Source organism: Peptostreptococcus equinus (assembly GCF_027125355.1).
GTDB lineage: Bacteria > Bacillota > Clostridia > Peptostreptococcales > Peptostreptococcaceae > Peptostreptococcus > Peptostreptococcus equinus.
In genome coordinates this window covers 1,224,267-1,239,749 of the sequence record NZ_CP114052.1, presented here as the reverse complement: position 1 = coordinate 1,239,749, position 15,483 = coordinate 1,224,267, and the positions used below count along the sequence as shown (strand labels likewise).

Sequence of the window (15,483 nt, the reverse complement as noted above, 5' to 3'; positions counted from 1 at the left end):
TATACTAATAAGCAAGGAGAAAAAAATGAAAGATAGAGGTTTATATATACATATACCTTTTTGTGCGAAAAAATGCCATTATTGTGATTTTACATCATATGTTGGAATGGAAAGTGAAATAGATTCATATTTAGAAGCATTAAAAAGAGAGATAGATTTATATTTAGTTGAAAAGAAGCTTGTGAGTTCAATATTTATAGGTGGAGGAACACCAAGTATATTATCAGTGAAACAAATAGAAAAACTTTTAAAAATAATAAACAAAAAGTTTATATTTGATATAAATACGGAATTTACGATAGAATGCAATCCAGGAACTCTTACAATAGAAAAATTGAGAGTCATGAAAGAAATGGGCATAAATAGATTAAGTATAGGTTTACAGTCGACACACGACAAACATTTAGAATTTATGGGAAGAATACATAATCTAAAAGAATTTGAGGAGTCATTCAAAAATGCTAGACAAGTCGGATTCGATAATATAAATGTTGATTTAATATTTGCTTTTGAGGGGCAAACTTTTGATGAGTGGAAAGAAACAGTTAATTATATAATCAATCTAAATCCTGAGCATATATCAGCATACTCTTTAATAATAGAAGAGGGGACAAGATTTTTCTATTTATATGAACAAGGTCAGTTGAAAGAGATTGATGAAGAATTGTATGTAAAAATGTATAGGTATGTTATAGATACTTTTGAAAAAAATGGATATGAGCAATATGAGATATCAAACTATGCAAAAAAAGATAGAAGGTGTAAACATAATATTTTATATTGGGAATGTGAAGAATATTATGGATTCGGACTAGGTGCATCAGGATATATAGAGGGAATCAGATATACCAATACTAAAAATATGACTCAATATATGAAAAAAATAGAAAAAAATAATAAGCCTATTGATTATGAAGAAAAATTGTCCAATATAGATATTTATAATGAAAGAATGATGCTGGGACTTAGAATGATTGAGGGAATAGATATGCTTCAATTAATGTCTTTACTTGATGATGAAAACAAAAAAATAATTGAAAGTAAGATAAGAAAATATATAGAGCAAGGGCACATTAAAAAGTATATAATTAATGGAGATGAGTATATTCACTTTTGCCAACAAGGTATAGAAATATCAAATACTATACTTGTAGACTTGATGATATAACTATTAAATTTAGAGATTAATTGTCCAGTATTGTCACCAAATAATGAGAGAATGGAATCAACATGTGAAATGATTGATAAATATAAGGTAGTTTAAAACTAGCGAATTATTAATACTGCAAAAAATAATGAAAATTATTATTTTTTATGTTATAGAAAAGGATTTCTGGGTAAATTAATAGTGGAAGATTAAGATATAGAAATTAGATAATCTTTATATTAATAAAAAAATAATTAACAAACAAAAAAATGGAGGATTAAAATGAGCAAAATCGTAGTAGTCGGAGCAAACCATGCAGGAACTGCAGCAATCAGAACAATTTTAACTAATTACCCAGAAAATGAAGTAGTTGTATATGATAAAAACAACAACATTTCATTTTTAGGTTGTGGTATGGCACTTTGGATAGGTAATCAAATTTCTAAGCCAAATGGATTATTCTATGCTGATAAGGCATCTTTAGAAGAAATGGGTGCAAAAATTAATATGGAAGCTGAAGTTTACAAGGTAGACTATGATAACAAAAAGGTTTTTGTAAGATTTAAAGATGGAAGAGAAGTTGAAGATACATATGATAAATTGATATTAGCAGCTGGATCTGTTCCTATTATTCCAAACATACCTGGTAAGGATTTAGAAAATGTACAGCAGGTTAAATTATATCAGAACGCAGCTGAAGTAATTGAAAAATTAAATGACCCTGAAATAAAGAATATAACAGTTGTAGGTGCTGGATATATTGGTGTTGAATTGGCAGAAGCTTTCCAAAGACATGGTAAGAATGTAACTATGGTCGATATAGCTGATACTTGTTTACCAGCATACTACGATAAGCCATTCACAGATTTAATGAAAGAAAATCTTTCAAAGAATGGTATTAACCTTGAATTTGGACAGGCAGTTCAGGAAATAAAGGGTACAGATGGAAAGGTATCTTCAGTAGTAACTGATAAGAAAGAAATACCAGCTGATATGGTAATACTTTCAATAGGATTTAGACCAAATAATGCTTTAGGTGAAATGAAATTAGAACAATTCAGAAATGGATCTTTCTTAGTAAACAAAAAGCAAGAAACTAGCGTAAAAGATGTTTATGCAATTGGTGACTGCGCTACAGTATACGATAATGCTATAGATAATACAAACTATATAGCGCTTGCAACAAATGCCGTAAGAAGTGGTATTGTTGCTGCTCATAACGCAGGTGGTGGTTCATTAGAATCAATAGGTGTTCAGGGATCTAATGGTATAAGCATATATGACTTAAAGATGGTATCTACTGGTATTACAGTAGGTAAGGCTGAAAAATTAGGAATAGATGTAAATTATACTGATTATGAAGATACTCAAAAGCCAGGATTTATTGAGACTACTAACCCAGATGTTAAAATAAGAATAGTATATGACAGAAAAACTAGAGTAATATTAGGAGCACAGATGGCTTCAGAATATGATATGTCAATGGGTATACATATGTTCTCACTAGCAATACAGGAAAAGGTAACAATAGATAGATTAGCTTTATTAGACATCTTCTTCTTACCACATTTCAATCAGCCATATAACTATATAACAATGGCAGCGTTAAGTGCTAAATAATAATTTTAGATAACCTAAGGTGCTACATTATATATTAATATATAATGTAGCACCTTTATATTTAAATTATTTAATTAATTTTTAAGATTACTAGATATTGATAAATCTAAAACTATAGTAATTATTTTTTAGTGTTATTAATTGATTTTGACAATTGAATTTTCCAAATTTTATTGAGCATTTCTTTGTACTCATTTAGTTCTATATAACCATCTGTATATATATTATTGTAATTTTCCTTAATATTATAAGAGCAGATTGCTTTTTGTAAAGTATTTAGAGCTTCTTTTACAGGAAGGGCATAATCCTTGTCAAATATATTTTCTTTTGAATTTGCGTAAAGTGGACCAGCGCCAATTCCTAATCCCATTACCCAATTTAGATTACTATTATTTGAAAAAAGTTCCATGCTTAAAAGAGACAGTTCATTTTCTTTGCCATGTTTTAAACCATTATTTGCAACGGCATAAATATTCTTTGATTTTAGATAAGAAATCAATTCTTCATTATTTTTTTGTGAACTATTAATATATATACAACTATTAATGAATGCATTGATTCTATTTATATTTTCTAGGAGATTAGATGGCATATTATCAACATATAAACCATAGCAGAATATTATCGATTTATATCCAAGTAATTCAATAATTTCTTCCACGGAAATACATTTATCAAAAGACCAGTTTATCAAATTAGAATTTTTAATTTTATCTTTTAAATATTTGGCATAAAATTTTGACACAGCATTATTTGCTCTTGGACTTGCATTTATAATCAAAGTTTTTTCTTGAATGCATATAGGATCATTATCAAAAGTATTAGCTAAGAAATTACGGCTTATACTTAAATATTCTTTTATATTATTATAATCATTTAAAAAGAAATTATTGTAGATGAAATTAATATAATTCATTTCATCTAATTCTGAGTTTTTATTAACCACAAAATGTTTGTTTACTTGATTTTTAATATTTAAAAATTCAATCTTATAATCCTTAATATAATAATTTTTACACATAGCTTTTACTTGCTCTTTGGCAATTTGCATTTCTTTATCTTTTACTTGGCCATAAAATATTATATCTAATGAAAAAGAGTGTTCGTATCTTTTCTCGTGTCTAATATCATCTCCAACAATATCCATAAACGTACCTAAATATCCAACACATCTGTCTATCAGCCTTTTAATAGGAAAAGAGAAAGTACCAAATTTTAACTCGCTTACAATGGTAACTTTATCGTATTTGGTCAAATTTGAAGCATAGCTATTTGCTTTGTCATTTAATATACATTTACCTGGAGTTCTAAACCAGCAAGATACGCATCCAGTACATGGTAAAATATTTTCGGCATATATTATGGTTTTATTATTTAGATTTGCATTATTGTAATGCTTTGTAGCTTCTATATTTGCATCAAAATCATATTTAGAATCATAAAGAATAGATTCTTTCAATAAGTCGCAATATAGGTGTTTTTTACATTCGTTTTCTAATATTAGTAGCTCCATAAAACCTCGTTTCTGCAATTTATAATAATTTAAAATGAAAGTATTGTTTTAATTATATAATAATTAACATATTAATTATATCAAATAATATAAATTTTAACGAAAAAAATATATATTTAATAAAATTATATAAAAAGTGTTGACACTAAAATTAAAACGTGATATAAATGTATTAAGAAGTTTTTAGCACTCCTAATAAGTGAGTGATAATAATTAAAGATTAAAGAGGTGAGGCTATGGATTTAACTGAAAGACAATTAAATATTTTAAAAGCCATAGTAAAAGACTATGTCGAGACCGCTGAAGCAGTTGGTTCTAGGACTATTTCAAAAAAATATAATCTAGGTGTTTCAGCTGCGACAATAAGAAATGAAATGTCGGACTTAGAAGACATGGGTTATTTAATTCAACCTCATACATCAGCAGGAAGAATACCTACACAAAAAGGTTATATCTTATATGTAGATTCTTTAATGAGTGGAAAGGAATTAGAAGATTATGAAAAAGAAATATTGAATAAATGTATTTCAAATAATTTTCAAAATGTTGACCAGTTAATTGATGAATTATCAAAGATTCTATCGATGTTGACAAATTATACGACAATAGCTGTTTATGATTCACACAGAGATAGCAGAACCATTAAATACATACAGTTGGTTAACTTATCAGATGATAAAATATTATTAATTGTTGTGGCAGACGATGGAGAAATCAAAAGTCAAGAGTTTACTACAAATGTTGATTTACCACAGGCAAAATTAAATGTAATCTCTACTAGTTTGTCAAATAAATTAGCAGGCAAGAGAATAAAAGATCTGGATGATGAAATGATTTCATTTATAAAATATGAAATAGGAGAGTATTCGGACATAGTAGATGATTTAGTTGATATGTTAAATAATGTATCAGCAGTGGATGATTTTAAAATGGCCATGAATGGTACTACAAATATATTCAACTATCCAGAATTTAACGATATGGTTAAAGCAAAGTCATTTTTGAGTATGCTTGAGGAAAAAGATCAAATTACAAAAATAATTGATGCTAAGGGTATACAAAAAGATAATTTAAATATAGTAATAGGAGATTCAGAGGATGACTTAGGAAGAAACTTAAGTATAATTACAGCAACTTATAACGTAGAAAATAATCTCCAAGGAAAGATAAGTTTTATAGGTCCAACGAGAATGGATTATTCAAAAGTATATTCTATTTTAAATTATATGAGTATATTGCTAGATGGCAATTGATAATAAAAAGTGAGGTGTATGCATTGGCTAATGAAAAAGAAGAGTTAAAAGACAAATTAAATGAAAAAACAGGAGCTGATCAAAGTTCAATAATAGAAGATGAAGAAAAAGTGGATAATGTAGATAATTATGAATCTGAATCAAAAAAAGAAATTGACATTGATTTAGAAGCTGAATCTGATAAGAATAAAGAGGAAGTTCAAGAAAATTCTACAGATGAAGAAGAAAATCAGTCAGAACCAGCGTTCAAAATTAAACAATTAGAAAACAAAATTGCAGAACAGGAAGATTCAATAAAAAGAATAAATGCCGAATATGCAAATTATAGAAGAAGGACAGCAGAGGAAAAATCCTCAATTGGTATTTTTGCCAATGAAAAGATAATGAATGAATTAATTCCAGTAATTGATAATATGCAAAGAGCTTTAGATGCTTGTGATGATAAAGAAAGCCAACTATATAAAGGCATAGAATTAGTATATAAACAGCTAGTAGATTCATTAAAAAAAGCTGGATTAGAAGAAATACCTAGCGAAATTGGAACAGAATTCGATCCAAACATGCATATGGCTGTAATGCAAGAAGCTAGTGAAGAATTTGAAGCAGGCAAAATATTACTGTCACTTCAAAAAGGGTATAAATTAGGAAGTAAGGTGCTAAGAGCCAGCATGGTAAAGGTATCTTGTTAGTAAGCAATTATAGTAAAACTATAATTAGATATAAAATTATAATAATATTAGAGAACATAAGAGTTTATGGAGGTTAAAAGATTATGGGAAAAGTAATAGGAATAGATTTAGGTACAACAAATTCATGTGTAGCAGTACTAGAAGGTGGAGAAGCAACAATAATACCAAATAATGAAGGTATGAGAACTACCCCTTCAGTAGTAGCTTTCACTAAAGATGGAGAAAGGATAGTTGGTGAACCAGCAAAGAGACAGGCAGTAACAAATGCAGATAGAACAATAACATCAATCAAGACTCATATGGGTACTGATTATAAAGTGGATATAGATGGAAAATCATACTCACCACAGGAAATTTCAGCAATAATTTTACAGAAATTAAAATCAGATGCTGAAGCATACCTAGGTGAAAGTGTAAGTGAAGCAGTAATCACTGTTCCAGCATACTTTACAGATGCACAGAGACAAGCAACTAAGGATGCTGGTAAGATAGCAGGACTAGATGTAAAGAGAATAATAAATGAGCCAACAGCTGCATCATTAGCATATGGTATGGATAAGTTGGAAGATGAAAAGAAAATATTAGTATTCGACTTAGGTGGAGGTACTTTTGACGTATCTATACTTGAGATTGGGGATGGTACTTTTGAAGTACTTGCGACAGCTGGTAATAATAAGCTAGGTGGAGATGATTTTGATCAGATAGTAGTAGATTACCTAGCAGAAGAATTTAAGAAGGCTGAAGGAGTAGATCTTAGAAATGATAAGATGTCTTTACAGAGATTAAAAGAAGCAGCTGAAAAGGCTAAGAAGGAACTTTCTTCTACAATGAGTACAAATATTAATTTACCATTTATCACAGCGACTGCTGAAGGTCCAAAGCATTTAAATATGGATTTAACAAGAGCTAAATTTAATGAATTGACTGCTGAATTAGTTAAAAAGACTATGGAGCCAACTAAGCAGGCTATACAGGATGCTGGAATATCAGTAAGTGAAATAGATGATGTTTTATTGGTAGGTGGTTCAACAAGAATACCTGCAGTACAGGATGCAGTAAAGAACTTTATTAGCAAGGATCCACATAAGGGTATAAATCCAGATGAATGTGTTGCAGCTGGTGCTTCAGTGCAGGCAGGTGTATTAACAGGTGAGGTTAATGATATACTACTACTTGATGTTACTCCATTGTCACTAGGTATTGAAACATTAGGTAATGTATTTACAAAAATAATTGAAAGAAATACTACTATACCTACAAAGAAATCTCAAGTATTCTCAACAGCAGCAGATAATCAAACAGCAGTTGATATACATGTGTTACAGGGTGAAAGAGCTATGTCTTATGATAATACAACTCTAGGTAGATTCCAGCTTACAAATATACCACCAGCAAAGAGAGGTGTACCTCAGATCGAAGTTACTTTTGATATAGATGCTAATGGTATTGTAAACGTAACGGCTAAGGATTTAGGAACAGGTAAAGAACAGAAAATAACAATAACTTCAAACACTAATATGTCAGAAGAAGAAATAGACAAGAAAATCAAAGAAGCAGAAGCAAATGCAGAAGCTGATAAGAAGAAAAAGGAAAAGATTGAAGCAGTAAATCATGCTGAATCATTAGCATATCAGACAGAACAGACTCTAGCAGAGGCAGGAGATAAGATCAATGCTAACGATAAGAGTGATATAGAAGCATCTATAGCAAAGGTTAGAGAGGTAAAAGATAACCAAGATGCAAGTGTAGAAGAAATAAATGCAGCTGTAGAAGAATTAATGAATAAATTCCAAAAGATTTCTCAGGAATTATATTCACAGGCCCAAGCTCAAGGACAGCCAGAAGCTGACCAAGCTGATCAGTCTCAGAGTCCAAAAGATGACAATGTAGTTGATGCTGACTTTACAGAAGTTGATGACGATAAATAAATCATCGACAATAAAAATAAGTAAAGGAAGGTGTAGTTTTGGCGAATAAAGACTATTATGCTACTCTGGGTATTTCTAGAGATGCAGATGATAAAGAAATTAAAAAAGCATACAGGAAAATGGCTATGAAATATCATCCGGACAAAAATCCGGATGATAAAGAAGCCGAAGAAAAATTTAAAGAAGTGAATGAAGCTTATGAAATTTTATCTGATGCTGAAAAGAAAAATATATACGACCAATATGGTTCAGATGCAGTAAATGGCCAAGGAGGTTTTGGCGGAGCTGGCGGTTTTGGAGCCGGTGGATTTGAAGATATATTTGATATATTTGGTTCTGCATTTGGCGGAGGCTTTGGTGGATTCGGTGGCGGTAGTGCCAGAAGAAGAGGACCAATGCGTGGTGATGATATAAGACAGAGTATAACAATTGACTTTAAAGATGCTGCATTCGGTAAAAAACTTTCTATTAAGATTAATAGAAATGAAGAGTGTAGTAAGTGTCATGGATCAGGTGCAAAGCCAGGTACATCTAAAAAAACATGTTCAACATGTGGAGGAACAGGTACAGTAAGAGATGTAAAGCAAACACCATTTGGTAATATTGCTTCTACAAGAACTTGTCCAACATGTGGAGGAACAGGAGAAATAATAGAAGAGCCATGTGATAAGTGTCATGGTAAAGGCTATACAAGAAAGACTAAGACGATAGATGTTGATATACCAGCAGGTATAGATGATGGACAGATTATTAGATTAGCTGGACAAGGTGAATATGGTGAATTAGGTGGTCCAAGAGGAGACTTGCTGATCATAGTCAATGTTAGAAATGACGATATATTTGAAAGACAGGGATTTGATGTATATGTAGAAATGCCAATATCTTTTGTACAGGCAGCTCTAGGTGATGATGTACTAGTTCCAACAATAGATGGTAATGTAAAATATTCAATACCAGAAGGAACACAAACAGGAACAGTATTTAGATTAAAAGGTAAGGGTATACAGAGATTAAACTCTACTAGTAGGGGCGATCAATATGTGAAGGTAAATGTAGAGGTTCCTACTAAATTATCAGATAAGCAAAAAGATTTATTGAAAGAATTTGCTAAAGAATCTGGTGGAGAAGTATCAGGCAATAAAAAGAAGTTCTCACAAAAGATAGAAGAATTTTTCACAAAATGAAAACAATCTCTGACATTATCAAGTCAGTGAGCATTATAAGAAAAAAGACAAAATATAGGTAATTCCTATATTTTGTTTTTTTTTTTACTTCATTTACATTGATTATTAATAAATGATATAATAAGTAGATAAGTTAATAGGAGGTTATTATGAGTAGTTCATGGATTGAAATAAAGATAAATACGACAACAGAAGCTGTAGAAGCTATTACAAATATACTTTTTGAAAATGGTGCTCAAGGAGCTATGATTGAGGATCCAAAAGACTTTAAATTCCAAAAGACCCATGATTATGACTGGGATTATGTGGATGAAGATATGCTAAAACATGAGGATGACTCAGTTTATATAAAGACTTATATATCAGAAGAAAGAGATATCTTATCTTTTATAGAAAATATCAAGCTTAGAATTAATGAGCTTACAAGTTTTGGTCTTGATATAGGTAAGGGTAGTATTGAAACTGATAAAGTTAAAGAAGATGATTGGGCTCATAATTGGATGAAATACTATAAACCTACTAAAATAGGAAAAAATATTGTTATAAAGCCTGAATGGGAAGATTATGAGGCTGATGAAAATGATATAATATTAGAAATGAATCCAGGAATGGCTTTTGGGACAGGAAATCATGAAACAACAAGTATGTGTATATCTAATTTGGAAAAATATGTTAAAAAAGATTTTACTGTATATGATATAGGTTGCGGTAGTGGAATATTGGGAATAACTGCTGCAAAATTAGGCGTAAAACAAGTATTTGCAATAGATATAGATGCTATGGCGGTAAAAGTGGCAAAAGAAAATATTGAGAAAAACAATGTTGGTGATATAGTTACTGCAATAGTTGGAAATTTGGCTGATGAAATTGATAAAAACAAAAAAGCTGATATAATTGTAGCAAATATTATAGCCGATATAATAGTATTCCTAGCAAAAGATGTTAAAACATATTTAAAAAATGATGGTATTTTTATATCATCTGGAATAATTCATGCTAAGATAGATGAAGTGGTTCAATCGTTAGAAAAAGCAGGGTTTGAAATATTAGAAGTAGAAAAAAAGGGAGAATGGGCTTGTGTTATAGCCAAATAAATTATGGATAGATTTTTTGTCAAAGAAGAAAATATTGATATAGAAAATAAAAAAATGTTTATTGAAGGTGAAGATGTAAAGCATATATCCAAAGTATTGAGGTATAGTATTGGGGACAAACTCGAAATATGTGATGGAAAAAATAAGGAATATATATGTAGCATAGCTGATATAAGCAAAAATATAATAGAGCTTCAGATAGAAGAAAAAGTTGGTATTAATAGAGAATCTAATATACAAGTAGTCATATACCAAGGCTTGCCAAAGAGTCAAAAGATGGAGTATATTCTTCAAAAACTTACAGAAAGCGGCGTATATGAAATTGTATTGGTCGATACAAAAAGGTCAATAGTTAATTTAGACGATAAAAAAATGGATAAAAAGTTTGAACGTTGGGAAAGAATTGTATATGAAGCTGCCAAACAATGCAAAAGAGGAATTGTACCAAAGATAAGAGGTATATTGACCTTTGATCAAGCAATTGAGGATATGAAAAATAATGATTTCAATATTAGCCCATATGAAGAAGAAAAATCTATGGGGATAAAAAAAATCCTTAAAAGTGATGAATGTAGGCAATCTATGAATAAGGAAAAAGCTAAAATAGGTATTTTTATAGGACCAGAAGGCGGATTTGAATGCCAGGAAAATGAAAAAATAAAAAAATCGGGAGCTAAATCTGTAGCTATGGGACCGAGAATATTTAGAACAGAAACAGCTTGTGTGATTGCTACAGCAATTACTTTATACGAGTTAGGTGATATAGGAGGAAATTAATTTTGAAGAAGGTAGCGTTTTATACCTTGGGATGTAAAGTAAATCAATACGAAACAGAAGCTATGTTAGAGCTTTTTGAAAAAGGTGGATATGAGGGTGTAGAAAGTGAAGAATATGCAGATGTATATGTCATCAATACATGTACCGTAACCCATATGTCAGATAGAAAATCAAGGCAGTATATAAGAAGAGTTAAAAAGAAAAACCCAAATGCTATTATTGCTGTAGTCGGATGTTATTCTCAGGTTTCTCCAGAGGAAATATTAGATATAGAAGATGTAAATCTTGTAATGGGAACAAATGATAGGAAGACAATAGTAGAGAAGGTCAATGAAATAAATTCTGAGTCTAAGTTAAGTACAGTAGATGATATTATGAAAGTCAAGGAATTTGAATCAATAGAAATAAAACAGACAAATGGTAAGACTAGAGCATTTATCAAGATTCAAGATGGTTGTGATAGATTCTGTTCATACTGTATAATACCTTACGCTAGAGGGAGAATTAGATCTCGTAAATTAAGTGAAATTTTAGAAGAAATAAATATGTTGGCACAAAATGGATATAAGGAAGTAGTGCTTACAGGTATACATGTAGCTTCTTACGGCAAAGACCTAAGAGATGAAAAGATAGGTTTATTAGATGTTATAAAAGAGGTTGACAAGGTAGAAGGAATTGAGAGGATTAGGCTTAGTTCAGTAGAACCTATATTATTTACAGACGAATTTGTAAATGAAATATGTAGGATTGAGAAATTGGCTCCACACTACCATTTGTCTTTACAAAGTGGATCAACAGACACATTAAAGAGAATGAATAGAAGATATACAGCAGATGAATATAGAAATATAGTGAATGTTCTAAGAGACAGAATAGATGATGTTGCGATTACTACAGATGTAATAGTTGGTTTTCCAGGTGAAAGCGATGAAGAATTTGAAGAAACTTTGGAATTTTTAAAAGAAATAGAATTAATGCATATGCATGTATTTAAATATTCACCTAGAAAGGGTACACCAGCAGCTACCATGAAGGATCAAATAGATCCACAAGTAAAGCAAAAAAGAAGTGATATTATACTAGAACTATCAATAGAAAATTTTAAGAAATTTGTTAACAATCAAATTGATAAAGAGCATAGAGTCCTTTTTGAAGAAAAAGATAGAGATGGTTATTATGAAGGTCTTACAGACAATTATATTAGAATAAAAGTAAAGTCAGAAAAAGATATACGCGGAAAATTACTAAAAATAAAAATCAAAGAAATATGTGATGATTATTGCATTGGTTATTTAGTTTAATCATAAAAATTTAAATATATTACTAGGAGGCTTTAATATGATAATTACAACAACAGGAAATGTGGATGGAAAACAGGTAGACCAATATGTTGGAATAGTATTTGGCGAAGTTGTATCAGGTGTTAATATGTTCAAAGATCTAGGTGCTGGACTAAGAAACATTTTTGGAGGAAGAAGTGGTAGCTATGAAAATGAGCTATTGATGGCAAGAGAAAACGCATTAAAAGAAATGGAAGAAAGAGCAAGAATTTTGGGCGCAGAAGCTGTTATAGGCGTAAAAATGGATTATGAAGTACTAGGCGCTGATAATGGCATGCTTATGGTTACATGTTCAGGAACAGCTGTAACATTTAGATAAGAAATATATTTTAACTAAATAAAATAAAATTAGTAAAAAGGAGATTTTTTATGGATTGTATTTTTTGTAAAATAGCAAGTGGAGAGATTCCAAGTTCTATGGTATATGAAGATGAAAAAGTTGCAGCATTTAGGGATTTATCACCAGTTGCACCCCAGCATATATTAGTGGTGCCTAAAAAGCATTATGATAGCCTTGAGGATATACCTATGGATGAAATGGATATAATATCTGATATTCATAGAGCAATTAGAAAAATAGCAGAACAAGAAGGTTTTAATGAAGATGGATACAGAATAATTAATAACTGTGGTAAGAACGGTGGCCAAGAGGTACCTCATATACACTATCACTTACTAGCAGGAAAAAAGCTTACAAAATTAGTTGTAGACTAAGTAAAATAATAAAAAAAATAAGTGAAAAGCTCTCTACATGATATAAATATTACTGAAAAGTATTGTAATATAATCGTATATAGAGTATAATGTTATGGTGTTAATATAATTACGGTTATTACACAAATCGCTAATTGTAGGGAGGTGAAACAAATGTCAGAAGTAAGAGTAAGAGAAAACGAATCATTGGATAGTGCGCTTAGAAGATTTAAGAGACAGTGTGCTATGTCTGGCATAATGTCAGAAGTTAGAAAAAGAGAACACTATGATAAGCCAAGTGTTAAGCGTAAGAAAAAAGCAGAAGCAGCTAGAAGAAAAAACGCTAAAAGATAGTAATTAAGAAGAGGTGAAGGGGATGTCCCTTAAAGAAAGACTACAAGAAGATTTAAAAACTTCTATGAAAAACAAAGATAAGATCAAAAAATCTGTTATTACTTTAGTTAGAGCAGCTATTAAGCAGCAAGAAGTTGACAATAGAGTTGAACTTAATGATGAAGAAGTAATGACTATAATTTCAAAACAGTTAAAGCAAAGAAAAGACTCTTTAGTCGAATTTGAAAAAGCTGGAAGAGAAGATTTGGTCGAAGAAACAAAATCTGAAATACAAGTTTTGCAAGATTATCTACCTCAACAATTAAGCGAAGAAGAATTAGAAAAAATAGTAATTGAAACTATTTCTGAAGTAGGTGCTACATCTATGAAGGATATGGGAAAAATTATGGCTGCTATTAAGCCAAAGACTGCAGGTCGTGCTGATGGCAGAAAAATAAATGAACTTGTTAAGAAGAATTTGTAAATATTAGTATTAATTATAAAGAAGTCGTATATTTTATACGGCTTCTTTTATATTAGTTAAATATACGTATACCCGAATGTATTTATGTGATATAATATTAAATTGAAGTAAAATAAAATGATATGAGGTGATTTTATTGAAGAATTTCGTATCTAGGATTCCTTTGCCGATTACAGCTTTGGCATTGGGGTGGGTTATTCTAGGTAATGTATTCATGGATATAATACCATTTCTAGGTGATATATCAATGATAATTAGCATAGTACTCTTATGTGGAGTAATAGTAAAGCTTTTTGCCTCTCCAATAGATTTTTATAGAAAAGTAAAATCTCCAGTTGGACTGTCAGTTTTTTCATGTTTTCCATTGAGTTTAATAATGATATCACCTTGGTTAAAAACTGTAGTAGGTGACATTAATACTTATATATGGGAATTTGGTTTAATAATGCATACAGTTATATTGGTTATATTTACAATAAAATATGTTGTAAACTTTAAATTAAAGCATATATTTCCTTCATGGTTGTTAATTTATTATGGATTGGGCTTTGCTGCAATGACAAGTCCTCAATTTGGAATGATAATATTTGGTGGAGCAATTTATTATTCGCTTGAATTTATTTCTTTTATTATAATACCTTTAGTCTTATTTAGGATGGCTCAAAGACAAGGAACTAGTGCTTCACAACCACTATCATCATTATTGTTGATTCCTAGTTCAGTATTGTTATTGACATATTTAAATATAACTGAAAAAGTTGATTTGAGCAAGGTATGGATATTGTTTATAATCACTCAAATTTTGATAGTTATTACACTAGCTTTAATGATAATTAGAATGTTAGATGGATATTATCCAAGTTGGTCAGCATATGTTATAGCTATTTGTTTGGGCAGCTATGCGACAAAGGGATATTTTACATATTTGAAAATTAATAGTGCATCCTACACTTTTATAAAATATTTACTTTTTGCACAGATAATAATAGCTGCTTTAGTTTCATTTTTTATATTGCTTATATATTTTATTAATACACTGGAAAACCCTGTTAAGCATAATCAAAAAATGGCTAAAAATATGGAAAAATCAATTCAGAGAAAGCAAAAGTTTGAAGAAAAGAAATTAGAAATTACTCAGAAGCTAAACTTAAAGCAATTGTCAAAAGCTAATAAAGAGTATAATAAAAATGATGTTGAAGAAATAGTTACTAATAAAACTATAGAAAAAAAAGAAAAAAATAACCCTGGTAAACCTAGTAGAAAACAAAATAGAAATATTGCAAATAAAGATAATAAAACTTCAAAGAGAAGTGATGGTAATCTTCTAATAGATATAGAAGATATAGAAGATTTGTTAGATTAGTTAGAATATTTCATAAATATCCTACCTTATTATCTTAACATAAAAAATATTATTATAAAAGTCTA

Annotated in this window: 15 protein-coding genes; 14 read left to right on the top strand and 1 reads right to left on the bottom strand. The window is 30.0% G+C overall.

The features are described 5' to 3' along the window. The first annotated feature begins 25 nt into the window (after positions 1-25). Both hemW and nox read left to right on the top strand, forming a co-directional pair. Entirely contained in the window at positions 26-1,168 is a 1,143-nt protein-coding gene (gene hemW, locus O0R46_RS06185; protein WP_269310857.1) for a radical SAM family heme chaperone HemW, read from the top strand. Between the two features lie 261 nt (positions 1,169-1,429). Further along, positions 1,430-2,767: a H2O-forming NADH oxidase gene (nox, locus tag O0R46_RS06180; RefSeq protein ID WP_269310856.1), complete on the top strand. Its 1,338-nt coding sequence runs from the start codon at positions 1,430-1,432 to the stop codon at positions 2,765-2,767. A gap of 121 nt (positions 2,768-2,888) precedes the next feature. Here the strand turns inward: nox and O0R46_RS06175 are convergent, their stop codons facing one another. Next, a complete protein-coding gene (locus O0R46_RS06175; RefSeq protein ID WP_269310855.1) occupies positions 2,889-4,280 on the bottom strand; it encodes a hypothetical protein in 1,392 nt (463 codons plus the stop codon). Between the two features lie 236 nt (positions 4,281-4,516). Between O0R46_RS06175 and hrcA the strand changes: the two genes are divergently transcribed. The 12 genes from hrcA (at position 4,517) to O0R46_RS06115 (ending at position 15,418) form a co-directional block, all read left to right on the top strand. After that, the gene (hrcA, locus tag O0R46_RS06170; protein WP_269310854.1) at positions 4,517-5,533 is read left to right on the top strand and encodes a heat-inducible transcriptional repressor HrcA; all 1,017 of its coding nucleotides are present in this window, start codon (positions 4,517-4,519) and stop codon (positions 5,531-5,533) included. A 23-nt stretch (positions 5,534-5,556) separates the two neighbouring features. Then, entirely contained in the window at positions 5,557-6,222 is a 666-nt protein-coding gene (grpE, locus tag O0R46_RS06165) for a nucleotide exchange factor GrpE (RefSeq protein ID WP_269310853.1), read from the top strand. Between the two features lie 83 nt (positions 6,223-6,305). Further along, positions 6,306-8,150: a molecular chaperone DnaK gene (gene dnaK / locus O0R46_RS06160; protein ID WP_269310852.1), complete on the top strand. Its 1,845-nt coding sequence runs from the start codon at positions 6,306-6,308 to the stop codon at positions 8,148-8,150. 38 nt (positions 8,151-8,188) lie between these two features. Next, complete coding sequence (dnaJ, locus tag O0R46_RS06155) at positions 8,189-9,334, top strand: molecular chaperone DnaJ (RefSeq protein WP_269310851.1); 1,146 nt, start codon at positions 8,189-8,191, stop codon at positions 9,332-9,334. Positions 9,335-9,483: 149 nt separating this feature from the next. Then, a complete protein-coding gene (gene prmA / locus O0R46_RS06150; RefSeq protein WP_269310850.1) occupies positions 9,484-10,428 on the top strand; it encodes a 50S ribosomal protein L11 methyltransferase in 945 nt (314 codons plus the stop codon). A 3-nt stretch (positions 10,429-10,431) separates the two neighbouring features. After that, complete coding sequence (locus O0R46_RS06145; protein ID WP_269310849.1) at positions 10,432-11,205, top strand: 16S rRNA (uracil(1498)-N(3))-methyltransferase; 774 nt, start codon at positions 10,432-10,434, stop codon at positions 11,203-11,205. 2 nt (positions 11,206-11,207) lie between these two features. Then, positions 11,208-12,506, top strand: a complete 1,299-nt coding sequence (gene mtaB, locus O0R46_RS06140) for a tRNA (N(6)-L-threonylcarbamoyladenosine(37)-C(2))-methylthiotransferase MtaB (RefSeq protein ID WP_269310848.1) — start codon at positions 11,208-11,210, stop codon at positions 12,504-12,506. A 37-nt stretch (positions 12,507-12,543) separates the two neighbouring features. Then, positions 12,544-12,864 (top strand): putative heavy metal-binding protein, encoded by a 321-nt coding sequence (locus tag O0R46_RS06135; protein ID WP_269310847.1) that lies wholly within the window; start codon positions 12,544-12,546, stop codon positions 12,862-12,864. Between the two features lie 50 nt (positions 12,865-12,914). Further along, complete coding sequence (locus O0R46_RS06130; protein ID WP_269310846.1) at positions 12,915-13,259, top strand: histidine triad nucleotide-binding protein; 345 nt, start codon at positions 12,915-12,917, stop codon at positions 13,257-13,259. A 153-nt stretch (positions 13,260-13,412) separates the two neighbouring features. After that, positions 13,413-13,592, top strand: a complete 180-nt coding sequence (gene rpsU / locus O0R46_RS06125; protein WP_002844447.1) for a 30S ribosomal protein S21 — start codon at positions 13,413-13,415, stop codon at positions 13,590-13,592. Between the two features lie 22 nt (positions 13,593-13,614). Then, on the top strand, positions 13,615-14,055 hold the full coding sequence (locus O0R46_RS06120; RefSeq protein WP_269310845.1) for a GatB/YqeY domain-containing protein: 441 nt from the start codon (positions 13,615-13,617) through the stop codon (positions 14,053-14,055). Between the two features lie 136 nt (positions 14,056-14,191). After that, entirely contained in the window at positions 14,192-15,418 is a 1,227-nt protein-coding gene (locus O0R46_RS06115; RefSeq protein ID WP_269310844.1) for a TDT family transporter, read from the top strand. The last annotated feature ends 65 nt before the right edge of the window (positions 15,419-15,483 follow it).